The sequence below is a fragment of the Rhodopirellula sp. JB055 genome (assembly GCF_043100905.1).
Lineage (GTDB): Bacteria > Planctomycetota > Planctomycetia > Pirellulales > Pirellulaceae > Rhodopirellula.
On the sequence record NZ_JBICHO010000364.1, the window covers coordinates 1 to 21,028 of the forward strand.

Annotated in this window: 13 protein-coding genes; 9 read left to right on the forward strand and 4 right to left on the reverse strand. The window is 56.6% G+C overall.

Going from position 1 to position 21,028, the window contains the following annotated elements:
* Positions 1–102 precede the first annotated feature (102 nt).
* Positions 103–1,308 carry a linear amide C-N hydrolase gene (locus ACF8AM_RS14555; RefSeq protein WP_392556332.1) on the reverse strand — a complete coding sequence of 402 codons (1,206 nt, stop codon included), beginning with the start codon at positions 1,306–1,308 and terminating at the stop codon, positions 103–105.
* Positions 1,309–1,591: 283 nt separating this feature from the next.
* On the opposite strand from ACF8AM_RS14555, the gene ACF8AM_RS14560 reads away from it, so the two are divergent.
* The 3 genes from ACF8AM_RS14560 to ACF8AM_RS14570 all read left to right on the forward strand — a co-directional run bounded on the left by ACF8AM_RS14560 (position 1,592) and on the right by ACF8AM_RS14570 (position 5,889).
* The gene (locus tag ACF8AM_RS14560) at positions 1,592–3,364 is read left to right on the forward strand and encodes a BBP7 family outer membrane beta-barrel protein (protein ID WP_392556333.1); all 1,773 of its coding nucleotides are present in this window, start codon (positions 1,592–1,594) and stop codon (positions 3,362–3,364) included.
* A 326-nt stretch (positions 3,365–3,690) separates the two neighbouring features.
* Positions 3,691–3,954 carry a hypothetical protein gene (locus ACF8AM_RS14565; protein ID WP_392556334.1) on the forward strand — a complete coding sequence of 88 codons (264 nt, stop codon included), beginning with the start codon at positions 3,691–3,693 and terminating at the stop codon, positions 3,952–3,954.
* A 102-nt stretch (positions 3,955–4,056) separates the two neighbouring features.
* Positions 4,057–5,889: a UbiD family decarboxylase gene (locus ACF8AM_RS14570; protein ID WP_392556335.1), complete on the forward strand. Its 1,833-nt coding sequence runs from the start codon at positions 4,057–4,059 to the stop codon at positions 5,887–5,889.
* A 149-nt stretch (positions 5,890–6,038) separates the two neighbouring features.
* Here ACF8AM_RS14570 and ACF8AM_RS14575 read toward each other — a convergent pair whose 3' ends face one another.
* The 3 genes from ACF8AM_RS14575 to ACF8AM_RS14585 are packed head-to-tail and all read right to left on the reverse strand — an operon-like array spanning position 6,039 to position 11,689.
* The gene (locus tag ACF8AM_RS14575) at positions 6,039–7,010 is read right to left on the reverse strand and encodes a hypothetical protein (protein WP_392556336.1); all 972 of its coding nucleotides are present in this window, start codon (positions 7,008–7,010) and stop codon (positions 6,039–6,041) included.
* Positions 7,003–8,415 carry a DUF1501 domain-containing protein gene (locus ACF8AM_RS14580; RefSeq protein ID WP_392556337.1) on the reverse strand — a complete coding sequence of 471 codons (1,413 nt, stop codon included), beginning with the start codon at positions 8,413–8,415 and terminating at the stop codon, positions 7,003–7,005. The genes ACF8AM_RS14575 and ACF8AM_RS14580 overlap by 8 nt, the downstream gene beginning before the upstream one ends.
* Positions 8,416–8,434: 19 nt before the next feature.
* A complete protein-coding gene (locus tag ACF8AM_RS14585) occupies positions 8,435–11,689 on the reverse strand; it encodes a PSD1 and planctomycete cytochrome C domain-containing protein (protein ID WP_392556338.1) in 3,255 nt (1,084 codons plus the stop codon).
* 267 nt (positions 11,690–11,956) lie between these two features.
* On the opposite strand from ACF8AM_RS14585, the gene ACF8AM_RS14590 reads away from it, so the two are divergent.
* The 6 genes from ACF8AM_RS14590 to ACF8AM_RS14615 all read left to right on the forward strand — a co-directional run bounded on the left by ACF8AM_RS14590 (position 11,957) and on the right by ACF8AM_RS14615 (position 20,813).
* Positions 11,957–12,904, forward strand: coding sequence for a DUF2062 domain-containing protein (locus ACF8AM_RS14590; RefSeq protein WP_392556339.1), 948 nt, complete (start codon positions 11,957–11,959; stop codon positions 12,902–12,904).
* Positions 12,901–14,652 (forward strand): TIGR03545 family protein, encoded by a 1,752-nt coding sequence (locus ACF8AM_RS14595; protein WP_392556340.1) that lies wholly within the window; start codon positions 12,901–12,903, stop codon positions 14,650–14,652. Before ACF8AM_RS14590 ends, ACF8AM_RS14595 begins: the two co-directional genes overlap by 4 nt.
* A gap of 326 nt (positions 14,653–14,978) precedes the next feature.
* Positions 14,979–15,929, forward strand: a complete 951-nt coding sequence (locus ACF8AM_RS14600) for an aldo/keto reductase (protein WP_392556341.1) — start codon at positions 14,979–14,981, stop codon at positions 15,927–15,929.
* Between the two features lie 104 nt (positions 15,930–16,033).
* The gene (locus tag ACF8AM_RS14605; RefSeq protein ID WP_392556342.1) at positions 16,034–16,852 is read left to right on the forward strand and encodes a TIM barrel protein; all 819 of its coding nucleotides are present in this window, start codon (positions 16,034–16,036) and stop codon (positions 16,850–16,852) included.
* 146 nt (positions 16,853–16,998) lie between these two features.
* Positions 16,999–18,636 (forward strand): sulfatase, encoded by a 1,638-nt coding sequence (locus tag ACF8AM_RS14610; protein WP_392556343.1) that lies wholly within the window; start codon positions 16,999–17,001, stop codon positions 18,634–18,636.
* 341 nt (positions 18,637–18,977) lie between these two features.
* A complete protein-coding gene (locus tag ACF8AM_RS14615; protein WP_392556344.1) occupies positions 18,978–20,813 on the forward strand; it encodes an arylsulfatase in 1,836 nt (611 codons plus the stop codon).
* Positions 20,814–21,028: the final 215 nt, after the last annotated feature.

Consider the following 21,028-nt stretch of genomic DNA (forward strand, 5'->3'; position numbering starts at 1 on the left):
TGGTGGGGGGGCCCGGGCCCCCTCGCCCGCCTTGGCCCCCCCTGCCCCGCCCCCCCCCCCCCCCCCACTACGCTGGGAATAAGTCGTGACAGACCACTCGTTTCAGGGCGCTGTTTGTGGCACGCGAAGCTTGTCCGGGTAGTCCAAGAGGAGCTGTTTGATCATCAGGCTGGGCAGACCGGCGGGGACAAAGTGGTCGAACGCGTGATTCACGATTCGCTCGTTGTCCGCGTCGGTGACAGATTTCATGTAAGTCGCGACGTTGCCGTCCACATTGCGATCGACGTCGATTGCTTGCGGGGGCTGATCGGCGTCGAAGGACAGGTCATCCAGGTCGATCCAGCGCTGTTTGGGCGACGTCTGAGTTCGGAAATGGATCCGACGCTCTTCGGGCTGGTAGACCAAGTTCCACTGGGTCAGGCGGCCTTGCGCCAGCACCATCAAGCAGCGATTGGCGTAATCGATGGGAGCCTGTTGTTCGTCCAGTCGGCTCGCTGTCTCGACGAAGCGAACACCCTGGCTGTAGCGGTATGGGTTCGTGCGGTTGGGTTGGGAATCTTCCCACGATGAGTTCGCTAGGACACAGGATCGAGTCATGGGTGTGCCGTCTTCCAAACGGTATTCCTCGCCATGCCGCACCACGGCTTTGCCATCGAGGAATTCAACCACCGCGACATCGCCCGTCGCATCGGTGACGAAGTAATGAACCGTTTCAACCGTTGGCAGCATCGGGATTGGCACGACCGACGAAAGACTGTCGACCACCTCCGCGACGTTTTCGGCGGTGTCGAGTTGGTACTGAACCCACTGGATCGCGTTGACCGCCGTGAGTTTGGGATCCGCTTCCACGTCGGCAGGATTGGGAAACTTGGCCCCTGGCAAATGCAGCAAGTCGACCGTCAGGCCTTTTTCGTTCATCCCTGCAAACGGAATTTCGCGGCCGAATTGGCAAAACGAAACGCTCCCGTACTTCGAAACCCACGTGGCAGGTTTGATGGGCGCCAGCGACGTTTTTTCGATCCCGCGAAGATTGGTGATCACGAGTGCTTCGCCAAACGGCCAGTCATGGTTGCGCGCGTTGACCAGTTGCCCGTGAATGTTCATTCGCATCACCGTGCAGGCGACGGCGGGGTGGACCGACATCGTCAAAATTCCCGTCACCGCAACCACGGCGATCAGTCCCAATTCGGCGAGCGAGTGAAACGGATTGACCGGACGGCATTTGTGTCGCGAGCACATATCGGTGGACTCCGGCGGTAAATGGGATGAAGAGAGCGAACGCGAGGTCCGAGTGGTCCGCGAGTTCATCGTAGCAAACATGTCGAGCGAAGTCGGGCGTTTTTCGCGGCATGGAAACGCGGGTTGGTTCCGTGAAACGCCACTCGCGTGAAACTGCTGGTCGGCCGCAATCGTGTCCTAACCGGCAAAGTTTGCCAAAACGGCTCAACCGTCACGATCGTCCCATCCGATACCAGTTCACGTGGCACCTGGTGATGCGCGAGGTGGTGTGTGGACAACACACGCCGGGACGCAGCCAAGTCACTTCGATTCGCGACAACCTCCCGACGATTGAATCCAAGCGAACTACCCCATGAACTCTTTGATCTGGCGCCGACTTTCCCAGTTAGCGAAATACTGTGTGGTCCTTGTTGCGTGCCTGGCGTGCTCGCCATTGGCTGCTCAGGTCCGTGTCAAGAAACCGGACCGCGGGACTTACCAAGCACCCACCCGCGGCGGTGAGTCGGCGTTGACCAGCGATTGGGAACAGGTTCCCGAAACGGGCTCGGAACTCAGCCGCATTCAAATCAACGAAGTCGTTTACGATGACGAGGAAACCGGTTCGCAAACGGACGGCTTGCAGGTCCTGGAAGAACCCGGTGGACTGAAGTTGCGAACGCTCGGTGAAGTGGCGGGTTCCAATTCTCGATCTTCCAGCAACCAATCGGCTAATGCACAGATCGTGCGTCCCGTTTCGGCGATGTCCGTTCATCAAGAGGCCAATCCAGGCAACGTTCCGATGGGACAAGCGCGGATCATTCGGTCCACAGGCTCGAGTCGCGAGGGACGTGTACTGCGCAAGACTTCTGGCACGGTCACGGTGATGGAACACCCAACGTTTTCGGGCGAAACCATTGTCGGATCCGGCACGCCGATGAGCATGCATGGGCCCGGCTGCGGAATTGAAGGATGTGGTTGTGGTTTCGAAGTCGGCTGCGGTTTGGAAGGTCCCGGTTGCGGATTGGAATCGTACGGTTGCGACAGTTGCGGCTATGGCGGATGCGACGGAATGTGCGGGCCTGCCTGTGGGCCTGGCGGAGCGATCTGCGTCGATCCGGATCGTTGGTTCGGTTCGGCTGAATTGCTGATCATGTTCCGAAAAGGCGATCGTTTGCCTCCGTTGGTCACCACGGACACCGCCCCGAACACTGGTTCATTGGACACGGGGACCGTCGTGGCCGGTGGTGATTCGGTCTTGAAAGACGCTGCCGCTGGTGGGCGTTTGACGTTGGGATTGTGGTTGGACCGCCATCAATGCCGCAGCCTGGTTTTCCGTGGCTGGGTCGCTGGCGATGAAAACTACAGCTATGGCGCGGATCAACGAAACTTTGACGTGCTTGCGATTCCGTTTTTCAACGTCGCAACTGGCGAAGAAGATTCCAATGTGCTTGTGTTCCCGAACGACCCGGCCGATCCCGCGATCAACGGTCGCTTTGGTGCGGTCGGTGTCGATGCCTACAGCGAACTGTACGGTGGTGACATCTCGGTCCGTCAGTTTTGGCGAGGCGGTTTGGGAACCACGTTCGACATCCTGTACGGCTACCAATACATGCGGTTGTCGGAAGGTTTGAATATCAATTCCAGTTCAACATTGACCGAGGGAACCGACGCGGGCAATTACATCTCAATTCGTGATTCCTTTGAAGCGACCAGCGAATTCCACGGAGCCCAGTTTGGTCTGGCAGGACGCTACCGCGAAGGTTGTTGGAGTTTCAACTGGTTGGCCAAGGCCGCGTTTGGGAACGTTCGTCGCACGGCGGATCGCCAAGGCAGCACCACGGTTGGACCGCCTGACACCGCACAAGAGGGCGGGTTGTTCGTCGACGCGGACACCAACGAGGGGACCGTTACCAGCGACACGTTTGGCTGGGTTCCTGAACTGGACGTCAACTTGGGCTGGCATCGATTCGACCACTGGGATGTCACGGTCGGTTACCACCTGATGGCGATGACGAACGCTGTCCAAGTCTCGGACATCTTCGATCGGAACATCAACGACACCAACAACGTCCTGCCCTCCAACGCGATGGGAGACGGCACGTTTTACGTGCAAGGGATCCACTTTGGGCTGAGCTATACCCACTGAGTGGGTAGACAGGAGTCGTTCAGCCTCATCCCACGTAGGCGAGTCTCTCCGAGACTCGCAATTCTCAGCGTCTCAGAGGGACGCTGCTACGTGGTGTCACCGAATGAAATTTTGTCGGTCGGACGTCGCACGACACCCGCGATGGTCGCCCCGAAAATTCTGTCTGGCCAAAACGACCCTCGTCTGAGCGCACGGCATCCCGGTTTTTTGGGGCCAGGACGACCCGCCCGCCCCAAATTTGCCGACTCGACCAGCGGCAATTAAGATGTGGAGCAACTTTCTCGATTCGCTCCACGACCCCCACTTTCCCGGCTGACCTGTCTCCCATGATCTATTTCATTTGCTGGGTCGTTTTCTTGCTCACGATGATTCTGGCAGTGGTTGTGGTCGGATTGAAAAACCGCAAGCCGCGACCGGTTGCCGCAATGCCGGAAGGCGATGAAGAAGTGATGGCGGACGCCGAAGACGTCGAAATGGTCGACGGAGATGAATTCGCGGCGGTTCCTGCCGAGGGCGATGATTTTGGCGGAGGGGAGTTTGTTGCCGAGGGCGGTGATGATTTCGCTGCGTTTGAAGACGAATTCAAATGATCGGCCGATTCGGAGTTGCCTCTCGCTGAAACTGTCGGGTGATGACCTGAGGGCTCTCGCTAGCCATTGGAATCCTGGTTCTCGACTGAGAAAGTTTTCGCCTTGAAACATCGAAGCACCCGCGACGTCGTGGAGGATCTGCGCGCCGGAGGTCGACTGATCACGATCGATGACGAGGTCGACCCGAATCTGGAAATGGCCGAGATCCAACGTCGCGTTTACTTGCGCGGCGGTCCAGCGGTGTTGTTCACCAATGTCCGCGGATGCCAATTCCCGATGGCGTCGAATCTTTTCGCCTCGCTTGACCAAGCCCGCTACCTTTTTCGCGACACGCTCGAACGTGTGCGACGATTGATCGTAGTCAAACTCGATCCGTCCGCACTTCCCAAAAGTCCGCTGCGATACGCGGGCGTGCCGATGACGGCGCTGACAATGCTGCCGCGGTTCACTCGAAGCGGTCCGGTCCAAGCGAACCGGTGTCGGCTCAGTGAGTTGCCAGCGCTGAAGTCTTGGCCGATGGACGGCGGGTCGTTTGTGACCTTGCCGCAAGTCCTCTCGGCGGACCCGACCGCGCCTGAGAACCTGATGCGAGTCAACTTGGGCATGTACCGCGTCCAGCTCGCGGGCAACGACTATCACCCGGAAAACCAAGTCGGGCTGCACTATCAAATTCACCGCGGCATCGGAGTGCACCACCGCGCCGCGATGGATCGCAACGAATCGTTGCCAGTCGCGATCACCGTTGGCGGTTCACCGGCGATGAGTTTGGCTGCGGTGATGCCGCTTCCAGAAGGCCTGACCGAGTTGACGTTTGCCGGTGCACTTTCAGGTCGACGTGTTCGGATGATTCGTGGATCGCACGCGCCGGTATACGCCGATGCCGATTTCGCGATCGTGGGGACGGTCGATCCGACCGCGACGATGCCCGAAGGACCGTTCGGCGATCACTTGGGTTACTACTCGCTCCAGCATCCGTTCCCATTCATGAAGGTCGAACAGGTCTGGCATCGCAAAGATGCGATTTGGCCGTTCACCGTCGTCGGCCGACCGCCTCAGGAAGACACAACGTTCGGCCAGTTGATTCATGAATTGACCGACCCGATCATTCCAACGGTGATCCCTGGCGTGAAAGCGGTTCACGCGGTTGATGCGGCGGGCGTGCATCCGTTGCTGTTGGCGATCGGCAGTGAACGCTACATGCCGTATCTGAAAGCGAAGGAACCGCAGGAGTTGCTGACTCAGGCAAACGCGATTTTGGGCAACGGGCAATTGTCGCTGGCCAAGTACCTTTGGATCACCGATGACCCCGATGATTCGCTGAAGATTCATGACATCGGGGCGTTCATGCAGCACATCCTTTGCCGCGTGGATTGGCGTCGGGATTTGCATTTTCAAACCAAGACCACGATCGACACGCTCGACTACAGCGGCACGGGATTGAACCAAGGGTCCAAGGTCGTTGTCGCAGCAACGGGACAACCCATTCGAGAACTCGCGACAGAGATTCCTGCGAGCTTGAGTCTGCCTGATGGCATGTCCGAACCAAAGTTGGTGATGCCGGGCGTGATTGCGATCTCGGCGGGGAAATTTACCGGGGATGAATCACGGCAAGATGTCAAGCGTTTGGCAGACCGTCTGGAAAACCAAACCGATTTGTCCGGCGTGCCAATGATCACGCTGTGCGACGATTCCGAATTCGCGGCTGCGACGTTGAACAATTGGTTGTGGTTGACGTTCACTCGCAGCAACCCGGCGATGGATATTGACGGTGTCGGTGTCCAAGTTGTGGCCAAGCATTGGGGCTGTCGCGGACCATTGATCATCGATGCGAGAGTCAAGCCGCATCATGCTCCGCCGCTGGTCGAAGACGCCGATGTGACTGCCAAGGTCGACGCAAGAGCGACTCGCGGCGACGAACTAGCCAAGTACTTGTGAGCTGAAACGTTGGATAGGATTCCGTCCTGTCATTCCGTCGACGACAGGCTGGAAGTGTATTCCACTGGCTAACGCCCAATGGTACTTACTTCACCAATTGACCTTCCCTGGAGAAGGGGGAAGGAAGTGTCATTCGGCTCACGCCGTGGTTAGCGCGGCGACGTGTGATTGGCCGCGAGCTTTCTTCGCAGGTCACGCACTCGATCTTGAATGATCAGCGGCAGTTTGCTTCGCAGCTGATTGCGGCCGCCGAACCAATCGACTGGTTCATGCACCACAAACCGGGCTTGCACGATGGTGCCCTCGGAATCCGTGCCTGCGATCTCAGCCGGCAAGCGTGTCGCCGTGATCAGGCCGCCGAGACCTTGGTATGGCTTCGCTTCACCCGTGGTTTCTTGGCCCAGATCATTGCGCCCGATGGGGCTCCATGAGTTTTCAAACCGAGGATCCAGTTGCCAAGCGACGGTCACGACATCATCGGACGCTCCCTCGATTTGACGATGCGTTTCGGCGTGGAACACTCCCTCGACCAGGACTCGATCGAGCAATGGAAAACGGATTCTGCCGAACGATTCATTTTCGGCGTTGGCGTGGATGCCAAGCTGGGTGAGTTCCTCGGCACTGACTTGACTCGCCGCACCAGAGGAGTCTGGTTCGTCCTCTTTCGAGTCATTCTGCAGCAATGATTTCAGCGCATCTGAATCCTGCACCAAGTCGAGTGATGCGTGAACGACAAAGGTGACGTCCAGCAAATGCCCGATGCGCTTCCCATCGGAATTGGAGATCGATTCCATGTCGATGGCGATGGGAGCGACCGCCGAGTTGCGGACGAAACGCCGGATACCTCCGGCACGCGCCAACTTTTGCAGTTGCTTTTCGACTTCCGGTGCGGCGACCGGTTCACCGGAGGGATCCAGGAATGTCGGGGCGGGGATCGGTGCCGTGACGTTGTCGGTCAGGGCAATGCCCTGGTCCAGCATCTGATTGAACAGCGCGTTGCCGTCGTCGGCTAACACCGATCCAGCCTGCATGAGTACCATGTGTGCCAAGGTCAACATGAAGAATCGCTGGCGGTGTTGTGGCGACCGTCTGTCGCGAATCGGGTGCAGGCGATCAAGCATTTTTGAGGATCGGTTTCAAGACGCGTGCCGGTTCGACTCCCGTGAGTCTGACATCGAGACCTTGGTACTTGGCGGACAACTTCATGTGATCCAGTCCGCAGGTGTGCAGCATCGTCGCATGCAAATCGCGAACGTGGGTCTCCTCGCCGTCTTTTAGATATCGGTAACCGAGTTCATCGGAGTTGCCGTATGAGATCCCGCCTTTGACGCCGCCACCGGCCATCCACAACGAAAACGCGTTGATGTGGTGATCGCGACCGGAGCCTTGTTTCATCGGAGTGCGACCGAATTCACCACCCCAAATGACCAAGGTTTCGTCCAACATCCCGCGGCGTTTGAGGTCTTGAACCAATGCCGCGGAGGCTTGGTCGACCGCTTTGGCGCTGTCTTTCATGCCGGCTTCTAAGTTGCTGTGGTGATCCCACGCACGATGGTAGAGCTGGATGAATCGGACGCCACGTTCGGCCAATCGGCGAGCCATCAGGCAGTTGCTGGCGAAGGATCCGTCGCCCGGTTTGGTGACCCCGTACAGGTCCAAAGTTTCTTGGGTTTCATCCGACATGTCGGCCAGTTCCGGCACTGACGTTTGCATGCGAAACGCCATTTCGTACTGGCTAATCCGAGTCGCGATTTCGGAATCGCCCCGGTCGGCCAACAAGTCTTGGTTGAACGCGTTGACCGCTTCGATGGTGGCTCGCTGAGTCGTGTCCGTGATGCCGCCGGGTGGGCGAACGTAATGAACCGCATCGCCCTTGGATTGAAACTGAACGCCTTGGAAACGGCTGGGCAGAAAACCTGCTTTCCACTGACGTGCCGATACCGGTTGGGCTCCGTAGCGACCTTGGCTGGTGAAAACGATGAACCCCGGCAACGATTCCGTTTCGGCACCCAAACCATACAGCAGCCATGAGCCCATGCTCGGTCGGCCTTTTTGGATCGAGCCCGTGTTCATGAACGCGTGAGCTGGGTCGTGATTGATCTGCTCAGTGTGCATCGAACGAATGATGCACAGGTCATCGGCGACCGATCCGATGTTGGGAAACAGCTCGCTGATTTCCAGACCGGATTGGCCCCATTTTTTGAATTTGCAAAACGAACCGCGAGCGATCAACTTCGAACCTTGAAGCTGAGCCAATTGTTGCCCATCGGTCATCGACGCCGGGAATGGTTGGTCGTTGATCTTGTCCAGTTCAGGTTTCGGGTCCAGCGATTCCATGTGGCTGGGACCACCAGCCATGCAAAGGTGAATGACCGTTTTTGCGGTGCCGGGAAAGTGCGGCTGAGGCGAATGGGTTTGGCTGGCTTGGCTTTCACGTGCGAGCAAGGAACCAAACGCGGCCATCCCGACGCTGTAGGTGCCGCGTTTGAGAAAGCTGCGCCGCTCGATGGAGGGAAATGAATTCATGATGTAATTCCAGCGTGACTCAATAGCGGGTGATGGTTTCGTGCAGGTTCAAAACGATGCGAGCAGTCGCGGTCCAAGCCGCCCACTCAGCGCGATCGGCTGGCGACAAAGATTCGTCATGGCGGTCGGCGGATTGGCCGACGCTGGTCAAATCCACCGACAAGCCTTCGTCCGCGAGGAACAATTCGCGTTGCTGGTCCAGGAAGACTGACAAACGTTCGATCTCTTCGCTGGTCGCTTCACGTTGCAGCGACCGACGAATCATCGTTCGCAACCGATTTTCATCGGACTCGGATTGTTCGGTCATGCTCCACGCCAATTCGCTGGCCGCTTCAATGAAGGTTGGGTCGTTGAGCAACGTCAAGGCTTGCTGTGGCGTGTTCGCGTTGGCCCGAATCGCGACGCAGTCTTCACGACTGGGGGCGTCGAAGTTGGCCAGCATCGGATGCAAGAACGTTCGCTGCCAGTGCATGTAGATGCCGCGACGATATTGGTTGTCTCCGGCCGTGGAACGATAGCTGCGATTGGGGAATTGCAGGTTCGAATAGTAGCCGCCGGGTTGGTAAGGTTTGATCGAAGGACCACCGATCTCCAGGTTCAGCAACCCTGAAACGGCAAGGGCATTGTCGCGAATGATCTCGGCTTCCAAGCGTCGTGGTGGGTGATAGGCCAGCAGACGATTCTCAGGATCCATCTCCGACAATTCTGGACGAACGCGACTGTCCTGTTGGTAGGTTTGGCTGGTCAGAATCAATCGAGTCAAGTGACGCAGGTCCCACCCCGAATCAATCAATTCCGTTGCGAGGTAGTCCAGCAATTCTGGGTGCGACGGGGGATCGCCTTGAGCCCCCAGGTCATCGACGGCAGCGGTCAGACCAACGCCGAAGAATTGTTTCCACAATCGGTTCGCCACGACACGTGCTGTCAACGGATTTTCGCGGTGCACGATCCAGCGAGCCAGGTCCAAACGAGTCAGACGTTTCGCGGTTTCTTCACCGGAGGCAGCGATGCCGAAGTCGCCCAAAAACTCAGGCGTGGCAGGCTGGACGATTTCTCCGGTTTTGTCTTGCCAGTTGCCGCGAGGCAGAACACGCATTTCCATCGGTTCGGTGGTCTGCGTGATCATCGTCCATGTTCGGCCATCGCGACAGGCGAGGTAGCGGTCACGCCAATGGTTCTTGGCACCGGCATCTTGGGCTTGATGCGGATTGGACATCATCCAGCTCAACAATGCGTTGGGTTGGCTGACAGAGTCACAAATCTGGATCGCTTCGAGTTCGGCTGGGGCAAACGGTCGCAACCGGATTAACGGTGAGGTTTCGAAAGTCACGTCGGTGCCGGCGGGCAAACCTTTGATCTCTGCGATCAGCGATTGACCGTCCGTCAGTTGCAAAGGAGCCGACAATTCGAACACGGCCTGCATGGGATCATCGGCGTGCTTGGACAGGTCGATCATGAACTGATGAGGACGCTGCTTGATCGCGTGCCCGGCGGCATCGGTCGCGGGAACGGTCCATCGCGAGGCCACGTTTTGCTGAGCGACGGTGTTTGCGAACGGCGGCAACCAGCGGTTGGCTCGGGCGAGTGACACGGAAACGCCGGTGCGTTTCAGTTTCTTCTCGGCCTCTTTGTTCTCCGCAGAATCGTCTGCCGGAGCCTTTTCCATTTCCTCGATGTAGAAGCGGACTTCCACATTCGCCGGCGATTGGTTGGCCTTGGTTGGCAAGTTGACTCGGATGGACTGAGTTGCCAGCGATCCGGTCGAAATCGAATTCGCGTCGAGTTGCCAGCCTCGTAGCTTTTTGTCGGCTGGTTGCACGTCGGTTGTTGGAACAGGTTGCCAACCGCCTGGGTGTTCGCTGAGCCAACGATTCACGTTCGTCAGCCACTTGTCCGCGGACGCTTTTCGATCGTCCGACAAGGACTGATGTTGCGAGCGAGCCAATTCGATGAGTTGTTGTTTCGCTTGAGTTTGTTCTCGCAACAACGCGTCGCTGGTGACTTCGATTTCCGGTGGGAATGGGAAGTTGTTGTTGTAACCCTTCAGGTCGGGGTTCGGTGTGTAGCCGTAGTCACTGTAGACGCCCCACTGTTCGATGTCGGCAAAGAATGCACCGAGCGAATAAAAATCTTTTGCCGTGAAAGGATCGAATTTATGGTCATGGCATTCGGCGCATCCTGTGGTCAGCCCCATCCAAGCCATGCCGACGGTTCGAACCCGGTCGCTGGCGTACTTGGATAAGTACTCGCCGGGTTGCGCCCCGCCTTCGCGAGTCATCATGTTCAGTCGATTGAACCCGGATGCGATCAAATCATCGGTGTTGGGATTGGGCAGCAGATCGCCGGCAAGCTGTTTGATGGTGAACTCATCAAACGGCATGTTGTTTTGGAACGCTTCGATCACCCAATCGCGGTAGGGGAAAATGTGTTGGGTTTGGTCGCCGTGGTAGCCAACCGTGTCCGCGAATCGAACAACGTCCAACCAAAACGCGGCCATGCGTTCCCCGTGGTGAGGGTTCGCGAATAGTTCATCCAGTTTCTGGTCGATCCAAGTGGATTGAGCGTCCGCGGGAGATTGGGCGGGATGAACACGCTGAAAGAAGTCCTGCGTTTCCTCCCAAGTCGGCGGCAAACCGACCAAGTCCAAATGCATCCGTCGTAGCAATCGGTCCGCGCGGGCGGGCGGCGACAGATCGTGTCCCTTCGCGAGCAGTTTGGCGCGGATGAAGGCATCAATTGGGTGGACCGATTCCGAATCCACGGTCTCGTCGAACTGACTCAGGTCGGGGATGTTTGGTCGTTGAATGGGGCCAAAGGACCAGTGTTCTTCGTACGGAGCTCCCTGTGCGATCCAGTCCTTCAGCAATTGCTTTTGCTTCTCGGTCAGCGTCTTGTGTGAATCCGGCGGCGGCATCAATAGATCTGGGTCGTCGTGGTCGATTCGGACGACCAGTTCGCTGCTTTCGACGTCCTCAGGAACAATCGCGGAGTAGTCGATCGCATCTTCGCGAACGTCCATTCGCAAACCGGCTTGGCGGTTGTGCTCGTCCGGTCCGTGGCAGAAGTAGCAGTTTTCCGAAAGGATCGGCCGGATGTCCTGGTTGAACGAGATCTCAGCTTCATCGGCATGAGCGGTGAGCCAACCGGGGACGCCAAAGCCAAGCAAACAAAACGTCGTCCACCGCAAAAAATTCATGGGAAGCAATCGAGAACGCATGAAGGGCAAAACCACAGCAGAAAGGTGGGAGGGGAGGGTGGCAGGCGGGAAACTCATTGTAACAGATCGACGCCAGATCTTTCGAAACACTTCGGTGATTGGCGGGCTTCCATAAGATCTTTTTACCCGCAATTTGCCGCGTGAAACTCAATAGACTCTATGGAGTGCCTGCGTCCCGGCGGGCTCGTGCGAAGGCCGGTGAATCGGCGATTGATCTGGCAATGTGGAATTTGACGGTTGTACTAAATAGTTGTCCTCGAGATGCCGATGATGACGAGGATTCCAGTTGTTACATCCATCGATCAGCCGCGTGGGCCGAGTTTTATGATTCTGTTTTCGATCAAGCTGCTCAGCAGTCTTCGCAAGGCGATCGCGGGGAGGAAGTACCCCTCTCAGCTCGCTTGGGGATTGTCGTTTGGCCTTCTCATCGGACTGATCCCGCACGGCAACTTGCTGGCGGTCGCATTGGTGTTTGGTGTTTTGATGTTGCGTGTCAATCACGCGATGGTTGCTTTGACCGCGATTGGCGTGACCATGGTGGCGCCTCGTTTGGATCCGATGTCCGAGCAACTGGCAGAGTGGCTCTTCGCACAAGAAGGCGTGTCGGAAATCATGGCGCGTGCTTGGGATCTGCCCTTGGTGCCTTGGACGGATTTGAACAACACGGTCGTGATGGGAAGCTTCCTGATTGGGTTGGCCTCACTTGTGCCGAGCTTCGCGGTTTCGTACCCGTTCTTCAAAGCGATCTCTGGCGGCGGAACCGACGACGAGGACCTCGAAGACGAGTTGCTCGTGACTCCGGTTCGCAAGCGTCGGTCGACTGAACCGTCCGAACTGCAGAGCGTGGATGCTCCGCACACGCAGACTCGTCAACCGCACTTCACACCTGACCACGCAAATGCATCCGGCGGTGACGATGCGGTCGAAGCGAATTCGGGACGCGTGTTTGATTTCCGTCGTGTCGATGACGCGGAGCCTGTGCTCGCCAAAATCGCAGCCGGTCGCCAGGAAACCGCGAGTTCGAATCAAACCGTCGCGGTGAAAGACGAGTCGGCTTCGGAAGCTTCCTCCAAGAAACACACCACCCACATCGAAGTGCTGGATGCGGATTCCGCCGGCCAGACCGCTTCGACAACGAACACAACGGCTTCGGTGTCCGGCGGATCACGCCAGCCCGAGCCCGTTACGAACGACGACCAACACAAGATCGATGAAGCGCTTAGTTATTTGCTTCGTCAATTGCGCGATTCGCAAGACAAGGATGTAGCATGATTCGTTGGAGATTCTTACTGACACGGCTTATCGTTGTCGCAACCATTTTGATGCTGCTGTTTTGGGGCCTTGGCCCGATGGCCAGCTACATCACGGTCCGTGGATTGGAAGCCTCGACGGGAGCCCGCGCCGATATTGGTGCGACTCGCGTGGGATTGTTTCCACCGCAGATCCAGTTCGATTCAGTGCACGTCGCTGATCCGCGTGATGACAAGGAATTCCGAAACGCGTTTCAAGCGGACTCGGTGAACTTGGTCATCGACGGCGATGCTTTGTTGCGTCGACGTTGGGTGATTCGTCAAGGCAGCATTGCTGGTTTGCAAATCGGTACCACGCGTGAAACCAGTGGTCACCTGGAAGAAACGCTAGACGATACCGACACGTCCGGTCCATCGATGATCGGAAGTCTGCTGTCGTCGGCGACCGATGGACTGAGCGATCGCGCCGAATCACTCGGCAAGGACCTCGAGACCGTTCGCACGGGCGAAGAGATTCGTCTTCGCTGGAAGAACGAGTACGAACGATTGGTGCAACAAACCAAGGAACTCGAACAGCGCGTCGAAACGATTCGCGAAGCTGCAAGCGGTATCGACAATCCATTGCGGGATTGGCCCGAGTTGCAACGCACGCTGGCGGAATCCGAAGCCGCTCGAGAGCAGTTGATCTCGTTGCGAAACGCGATGAACGCCATGCCCGATCAAATGAAAGCGGACCTCGCTCGTTTGGAAAGTGCCAAACAAGCTGACCTCGACAAGGTCGACGCGTTTGTGCCTGGCGATCTGAGTGAATCGAAGAACTTCGGCGTTGATTTGGTCAGTGCTGAAATTCGGCGTTCACTCAATCAGCTTCGAGACTATCTCGACAGCGGTCGCACGCTGGCCAATTACACGGTCGTCGCACCCGACACCGAACGGATTCGCGGCGAAGACTATGATTTCTTGGGACGCAATCGTCGGCCTGAGTTGATGATCCGTCACTGCGACGTCAGTGGGACGATGCGTGCTGACGGCAAGGTTTTCACGCTGACTGGCGTGGTCGAGAACATGACGCCAACACCGGAACTGTTGGCCGATCCGACTCGTGCACGCTTGCGTTTGGAAGGTCCTGAAACCGTTGACGTCGACTACATTCGTGATCGTCGACAAGGCGAACAACTCGATCGCTTGACACTGCACTGGCCACAGATGAATGCCGATCCGATCCACTTGGGACGCGGCAAGGACGTGGGAATTGCGATCGCCGGTGGCGTTCGTGAAGTTTGGGTGCAATTGAGCAGTCGCGGGGAACAGCTTGAGGGCCGCTTGGTCAGCAAGCAGACCGGCGTCAACATGCGTTTGGACGTCCAAGGCGATGCGGGAACTTCCGCCGCTGCGATTCAGATGAACCAATCGCTTGCCAACGTGGACCAAGTCGAGATCGACGCTGAGTTCAACGGAACTTGGGAAGACATCGATTTGAAGTTGAACACGAACCTGGGAACCGTCTTCAACGAAGCGGTGAACACGGCGATCGCTAGCCAAATGGAAGCGTCCAAGGCCAAGGTCGCTGCCAAGGTCAACGAAGCTCATCGCGAACAAATGTTGGAACTGAACGAGTGGATGCTTGCTCAGCAGAACCAGGCTCAATCGCTGTTGGCCAAAGCTGACAAATCAGTGGAAGACCTCAGCCGAAAGATCCTGAGCGAAATCAATGGAGCGGACCAGTATCTCGGCAAGCTCAAGACCGCGTTTGGATCCAGTTTGCGTTGAGTTCGATTGAGAACGTCGGTCGGCTCCGATGATGGCATTGGAGTCGACACGCTGGGTGACGATCATGCGTCGAGCATGATCGTGATGACAAAGGTCGGAGGTGGGTGCACGAGTCAATCGTGCGTCGACCTCCGGCCTTTTTTGATGGTGGTATGACGAAGGATGAACTGGCGGATTTCTTCGTGTAAACACGCTCAAGTCTATAGTTTTGAGCGTGTTTTCTTTGAGGGTGGGTGCGTTGGCATCGGCGGCAGCACGAGGTTACACTCGCTGCATCTTGTCGCCCTGGAACCAATCCCCACCATTCAACCCCAAGAACTGCCAAGATGCTGCCTCGCCGACGTTTAGGCCAAACGGACATGGAACTCACGACGCTCTCTTTTGGGGCGTCTTCGATCGGACAAGAGTTCCGAAGCGTTGATTTGGGAGAGAGTTTGCAAGCCGTTCGAGTTGCTCTCGAAAGCGGCATGAACTTCATCGACACCGCCGCGTTTTATGGGCGCGGAATGAGCGAAATGATGCTCGGCCGAGTCTTGCCTGATTTTCCTCGCGATCAGTATTACTTGGGCACCAAACTCGGTCGCTACACCGGCCAGCATTTTGATTTCAGCGCCCGGCGTGTCACCGAGAGCATCGACACTTCGCTCGAACGGATGAAGGTCGATCATCTCGATATCGTGCTTTGTCACGATTTGGAATTCGTCGAGATGTCGCAGATCGTCGAAGAAACCATTCCCGCCATTCGTCGCGAAATTGAAAAGGGAAAGGTTCGCTACGTCGGCGTCAGCGGTTACCCCATGAAGATGTTCAAGTACGTGATGGAACGTGCGGACATTGATTGCCTGCTGACCTACAACCATTACACCTTGCAAAACGACATGGCGCTCGACTTGGTGCCACTGGCCAAGGAAAAGGGTGTTGGGCTGATGAACGGAGCACCGTTCTCCGCACGTCTGTTGACCAACGCGGAATTGCCACCTTGGCACAAAGCGACTCCGCAAGTTCGCGAGGTCGCCGCTGCGGCAGCCAAGCACTGCGCCGATCGTGGCAGCGACATCGCCAAGATCGCGCTGCAGTTCAGTATCGCCAACGAAAATTTCGCGACCTGCATCCCTGGGTCGGCCAACCCGAAACGGGTCGCTCAGTGGGTTGAGTGGGCACAAGAACCGATCGACGAAGTCTTGGTGGCTGAAGTCAAAGAAATCCTGAAGCCAATCCACAATTGGTTCTACATCGAAGGCCGGCCTGAGAACAACGACGAGCCAGTCGCCTCCTGATTGAGGCATAGGCTTCGAGCCTGTGATTCATCCTTCGCTGGCGAATAGCGTATCTCGCTTCAAATCCATCTCCCCCCCAGAAAATTTCCCCTCAAAGAATCAACATGACGTTTCAATCTGCCATCACGGTCAGTCTGGTCGAAGAAGCTCGCGGAGGACCGTTCGTTTATTGGGATGGCTTGCAGGACGCGTGCGAAAAAGCATCCGCCCTTGGTTTTGATGCCATCGAGATTTTTGCTCCCGGACCTGATGCCGTCGACGAAGCGGAACTCAAAGATTTGCTGCAAAAACACAACCTCGTTGTCGCTGCGGTTGGCACAGGTGCGGGGATGGTCAAGCATGGGCTCAGCCTGACTCACGCCGATGCCGATCATCGCGCCAAAGCTCGCGACTTCGTCAAACAAATGATCGACTTCGGCGGCAAGTACAACGCTCCCGCGATCATCGGTTCGATGCAAGGCAAATGGGGCGGCGACATCTCTCGTGATCAAGCGTTGAGTTTCCTGCGGGAAGCACTCGATGAACTCGGTCCCTACGCCGCACAGTACAACGTGCCGCTGTTTTATGAGCCGCTGAATCGATACGAGACCAACCTGCTTCGCACCGTCGAAGAAGGCGTTGAGTTTTGCAAAACATTGGCGACCGACAACATCAAGCTGCTGGCGGATTTGTTCCACATGAACATCGAAGAAGCCGACTTGGCCGACGCCATTCGCGCTGGCAAAGGCTATGTCGGTCACATCCACTTCGTTGATTCGAACCGGCAAGCCGCCGGTATGGGCCACATGAATCACGCCCCCATCATTCAGGCGTTGAAGGACATTGACTACGACGGGTACCTGTGTGCCGAAGCATTCGCATTGCCCGATTCGGACACTGCGGCGCGAAACACCATCGAAGCTTTCAAACGCCTGACTGCCTGAGATTATCCGAGTCAGAAGTGGCACAGGATTTCTGCCTGTGAAGGAACCTCCCTGTGAATCAGGCTCCCTCTGGAATCAGGAACCGCTCTGCCACTTTGCGACCATTTGATGCCCACCATCCCTCCCCACCACGAGATGAGCTGAATATGTCACGAACTGCGTTTGGGTCACGTGCCCTGATTTGGATGCTTGCCATTGCGATGGCACCTTGGGTGTTCGCCGATGAACGACCCAACATTCTGTTCATTATGTCGGATGACCACACCAGCCAAGCGGTTGGAGCGTATGGCAGTCGACTGGCCTACCTCGACCCAACGCCAAACCTCGACCGTTTGGCTGAGGAAGGGATGTTGTTCGAGAACGCGTTTTGCACGAACTCGATCTGCACTCCCAGTCGCGCGTGCATCATGACGGGGCAATACAATCACACCAACGGCGTGTTTGATCTGAACGGTCGCATCGAACCAGAGAACCAGCACCTCGCGAAAGAGATGAAGAAGGCGGGGTATCAGACTGCGATGATCGGGAAGTGGCACCTCAAAGCCGAACCGGCCGCCTTCGACTACTACTGCGTGTTGCCAGGCCAAGGCAAGTACTTTGATCCTGAGTTCCGAGTCCAAGGCGACAAGCCATGGCCCAAGAACACGATCAAGAAAGAAGGCATGCACAGCACCGATGCGATCACGGACATCGCGTTGAACTGGTTTGATGAAGTTCGTGAAGACGACAAGCCGTTCTTCTTGATGCACCACTACAAGGCGCCGCACGATTTCTTTGAGTACGCACCTCGGTACGAAGAATACCTGAAAGAAATTGCCATTCCCGAACCCAAGAATCTTTGGAGTCAACCGTTGTTCGGTTCTTTGGCGACGCGAGGTGCGGACGACGAAATGATGCCTTACATCGGCACATCCATTGGACGCCGCAATCCTCGTCGTAACTACGCGAAACATTATGGGGTGGATTCCTGGCTCAGCGATGAAGACGCGAAACGCGAGGCGTACAACATCTACATGAAGCACTACCTGCGTTGTGTGAAGGGTGTCGACGACAACTTGGCTCGCTTGTTTGCCAAGTTGGAAGAGACCGGACAAATGGACAACACGGTGATCATCTACACGGGTGACCAAGGTTTCATGCTCGGTGAGCACGATTACATGGACAAACGATGGATGTACGACGAGTCGCAGCGCATGCCGTTCTTGGTCCGCTATCCCAAATCCGTTCCGGCTGGGTCACGCAGCAATGCGATTGTCGAGAACGTTGACTACGGACCGACCATGTTGGCGTTCGCCGGTGTGGAAACTCCCGAGTACATGCAAGGCAGAAGCTTTCGCGAAATCTGCGAAACCGGAGAAGAACCGGAGGGTTGGAAACAGGAAGCTTACTACCGTTACTGGATGCACATGGCTCATCATGACAATCCCGGTCACCTTGGGATTCGCACCAAAACGCACAAGCTGATCTATTACTACGGCGTCAACTACGAAGGGAAGTTGCAGACGCCTCCCGGTTGGGAACTCTATGATTTGGTGAATGATCCAACGGAAGTGGTCAATCAAATCGACAATCCTGAGTACGCCGAAGTCGCAGGGGACCTCAAGCAACGATTGGCGAAGCTTCGCGACCGAGTGGGCGACGATGGGTCTCATTACCCTGCCGTCGAAGAGGTCGTTCAGGAATTTTGGGACTACAGTGACGAGGATCGCCAAAAGGCGATCAAGATCTCGCACGAGTACTCTCAGACAAAACAGTCTGGCGAGGAAGCAAAGGTCCGAAAGTAGGCTTGGAATTTTCGCGTTTCTAACGGCGTAGCAGGTACGCCGGTCTCATCGGGTATGGGAGCCGCTGGGCATGTTCATCACACGCAACCGGGGCGAATGCCCAAACGGCTCCCGCGGTTGTGTTTAATCATTCCTGCCGACCTCCTTCGCTGCGAGCGATCCGGTTTGATCGGCCGGACGGCTTGCGGCGTTCCGCTAAGAGACTGCCGGGCTGAACGTGTGAATCGTGTCACGTCGCAATCTCGTCGTTTCGAGACGGGATCTTGCGCTCACATCCAACGCGGTTCGGCTACAGTTGTGTCTCCTCCCTCCGTTTCATCCCTCCAGTTTGAGTTGCTTCTATGTCACGTTGGTTGATTTGTTTGGCGTTTGTCGCCGTGGGGTCTTGGTTCAGCGGATTGCCACTGGCGAGTTCGTTGTCTGCGGCGGATCGTCCGAACGTGGTGATCGTGATCACGGATGACCAGGGCTATGGCGATTGTGGCTTCACTGGAAATACCGTCGTTCAAACACCGAACATTGATTCGTTGGCAGCGGAGTCGTCCGTCCTGACGGATTACCACGTCGCACCGACTTGTTCACCAACTCGTTCGGCGTTTGTCACAGGGCACTGGACCAACCGCACTGGGGTGTGGCACACGATCAGTGGACGTTCGATGTTGCGAGACAACGAGGTCACGTTCGGTGAGATCTTCCGTGATGCCGGCTATCAAACGGGCATGTTTGGAAAGTGGCACCTGGGCGACAACTATCCCTATCGCGCCGAAGACAACGGGTTCACTGAGGTTTATCGCCACGGGGGTGGTGGCGTCGGTCAGACACCTGATTTTTGGGACAACGCTTACTTCGGTGGCTCTTACTTTCACAATGGAAAACCGGTGAAAGCGGAAGGCTTCTGCACCGACGTTTTCTTTCGGGAAGGCAATCGATTCATTCGCGAGTGCGTGGAAGCGGACCAGCCATTTTTGGCGTACATCGCGACCAATGCACCGCACGGTCCGTTGCACGCGCCGCAGAAATACATCGACATGTATCCCGAGATGGATGCCAAGGTTGCGACGTTCTTTGGAATGATCACCAACATCGATGACAACGTGGGCCGCACTCGCAAATTGCTTCGCGAGCTTGGCGTGCACGACAACACCATTTTTATCTTCACGACTGACAATGGAACCGCAGGCGGTGCATCGGTTTACAACGCGGGAATGCGAGGCCGAAAAGGCAGTCCGTATGAAGGGGGCCACCGTGTACCGTTTGTCATGCACTATCCAAAGGGTGGTTTGTCGAAGGCACGCAGCAATGACACGCTTTGTCATGCGGTCGATGTGGTTCCGACGTTGTTGGATTTGTGTGACGTCGACGCACCCGAAAAGATCCAGTTTGACGGAACATCGATCGTTTCCCTTTTGAAGGACAATGCCGATTCTTCGTTCGATGAACGGATGTTGATCACGGATTCTCAGCGTGTGATTGACCCCATCAAGTGGCGTCAATCGTCGGTGATGCAAGACAAGTGGCGTCTGATCAATGGGAAGGAACTGTACAACATTGCAGATGACCCAGGGCAAGAGAACGACGTCGCCGGCGAGCATCCGGAACAAGTCGCCTCGATGCGAGAGTTCTACGAGGCGTGGTGGGCGGAGCTGGAACCCACGTTCTCACAAACCACCGAAATGACGGTCGGTCATCCCGATCACCCGGTGGTCACGTTCACTGCTCATGACTGGATCGGACAAGCTCCGCCATGGAATCAGGCTGCGATTCGGGCTGCAGCGGCTGTTTTTCCGAAGAAGGGAAAAAAGGGCCAGCCACAGAAACTCACCCATAACGGTCACTGGGCGATTCAAGTGCACGAATCCGGCAAGTTCGAAATTGCGTTGCGACGTTGGCCAGAGGAGTCGGGCGTTGCGATTGGAGCGGCTGTTCCGCCTGGGGAAGATGTACCGGGGGCTTCCGCGGCTTATCGGACGACGGCGGGCAGAGCGATCCCCGTGGAATCCGCCGAAGTTCGCATCGACGGCGAGCCTGTTGCCAGCAAGAAAGTGGGCCAAGGTGACAGCGTGGTGACCATGGAAATCGAGCTTTCCGAGGGCTCTCACCAGCTTGCACCGGTCTTCAAGATTCCGACTGGAGAAGTGGGCGCGTACTATTGCACGCTCTCGCGAATGGTCGACTGATTCGTCGCCAATTGGCGATGAATCGGGGAGGGCTCGATACGTCGTTCCGGATGTAGTGATTGTTCCAATTGAAGCAAATGCATTTGTGAAGAAACAACGAGATTCCCCCGGGCTCCACTCCGGAAAGGAAGTAGTGCAAGATAGCGACCTTCAGAAAACACCGTAAGTGAACAAAGGAGTGCAACGTCAAAAACATCGCTGTTTGAGCCGAAGGC

Bases quoted from the DNA above. Each gene is read 5' to 3' on its own strand.
- ACF8AM_RS14555 (WP_392556332.1), bottom strand. From the start codon at position 1,308: ATGAACTCGCGGACCACTCGGACCTCGCGTTCGCTCTCTTCATCCCAT.
- ACF8AM_RS14560 (WP_392556333.1), top strand. From the start codon at position 1,592: ATGAACTCTTTGATCTGGCGCCGACTTTCCCAGTTAGCGAAATACTGT.
- ACF8AM_RS14565 (WP_392556334.1), top strand. From the start codon at position 3,691: ATGATCTATTTCATTTGCTGGGTCGTTTTCTTGCTCACGATGATTCTG.
- ACF8AM_RS14575 (WP_392556336.1), bottom strand. From the start codon at position 7,010: ATGCTTGATCGCCTGCACCCGATTCGCGACAGACGGTCGCCACAACAC.
- ACF8AM_RS14580 (WP_392556337.1), bottom strand. From the start codon at position 8,415: ATGAATTCATTTCCCTCCATCGAGCGGCGCAGCTTTCTCAAACGCGGC.
- ACF8AM_RS14585 (WP_392556338.1), bottom strand. From the start codon at position 11,689: ATGAGTTTCCCGCCTGCCACCCTCCCCTCCCACCTTTCTGCTGTGGTT.
- ACF8AM_RS14590 (WP_392556339.1), top strand. From the start codon at position 11,957: ATGATTCTGTTTTCGATCAAGCTGCTCAGCAGTCTTCGCAAGGCGATC.
- ACF8AM_RS14595 (WP_392556340.1), top strand. From the start codon at position 12,901: ATGATTCGTTGGAGATTCTTACTGACACGGCTTATCGTTGTCGCAACC.
- ACF8AM_RS14600 (WP_392556341.1), top strand. From the start codon at position 14,979: ATGCTGCCTCGCCGACGTTTAGGCCAAACGGACATGGAACTCACGACG.
- ACF8AM_RS14605 (WP_392556342.1), top strand. From the start codon at position 16,034: ATGACGTTTCAATCTGCCATCACGGTCAGTCTGGTCGAAGAAGCTCGC.
- ACF8AM_RS14610 (WP_392556343.1), top strand. From the start codon at position 16,999: ATGTCACGAACTGCGTTTGGGTCACGTGCCCTGATTTGGATGCTTGCC.
- ACF8AM_RS14615 (WP_392556344.1), top strand. From the start codon at position 18,978: ATGTCACGTTGGTTGATTTGTTTGGCGTTTGTCGCCGTGGGGTCTTGG.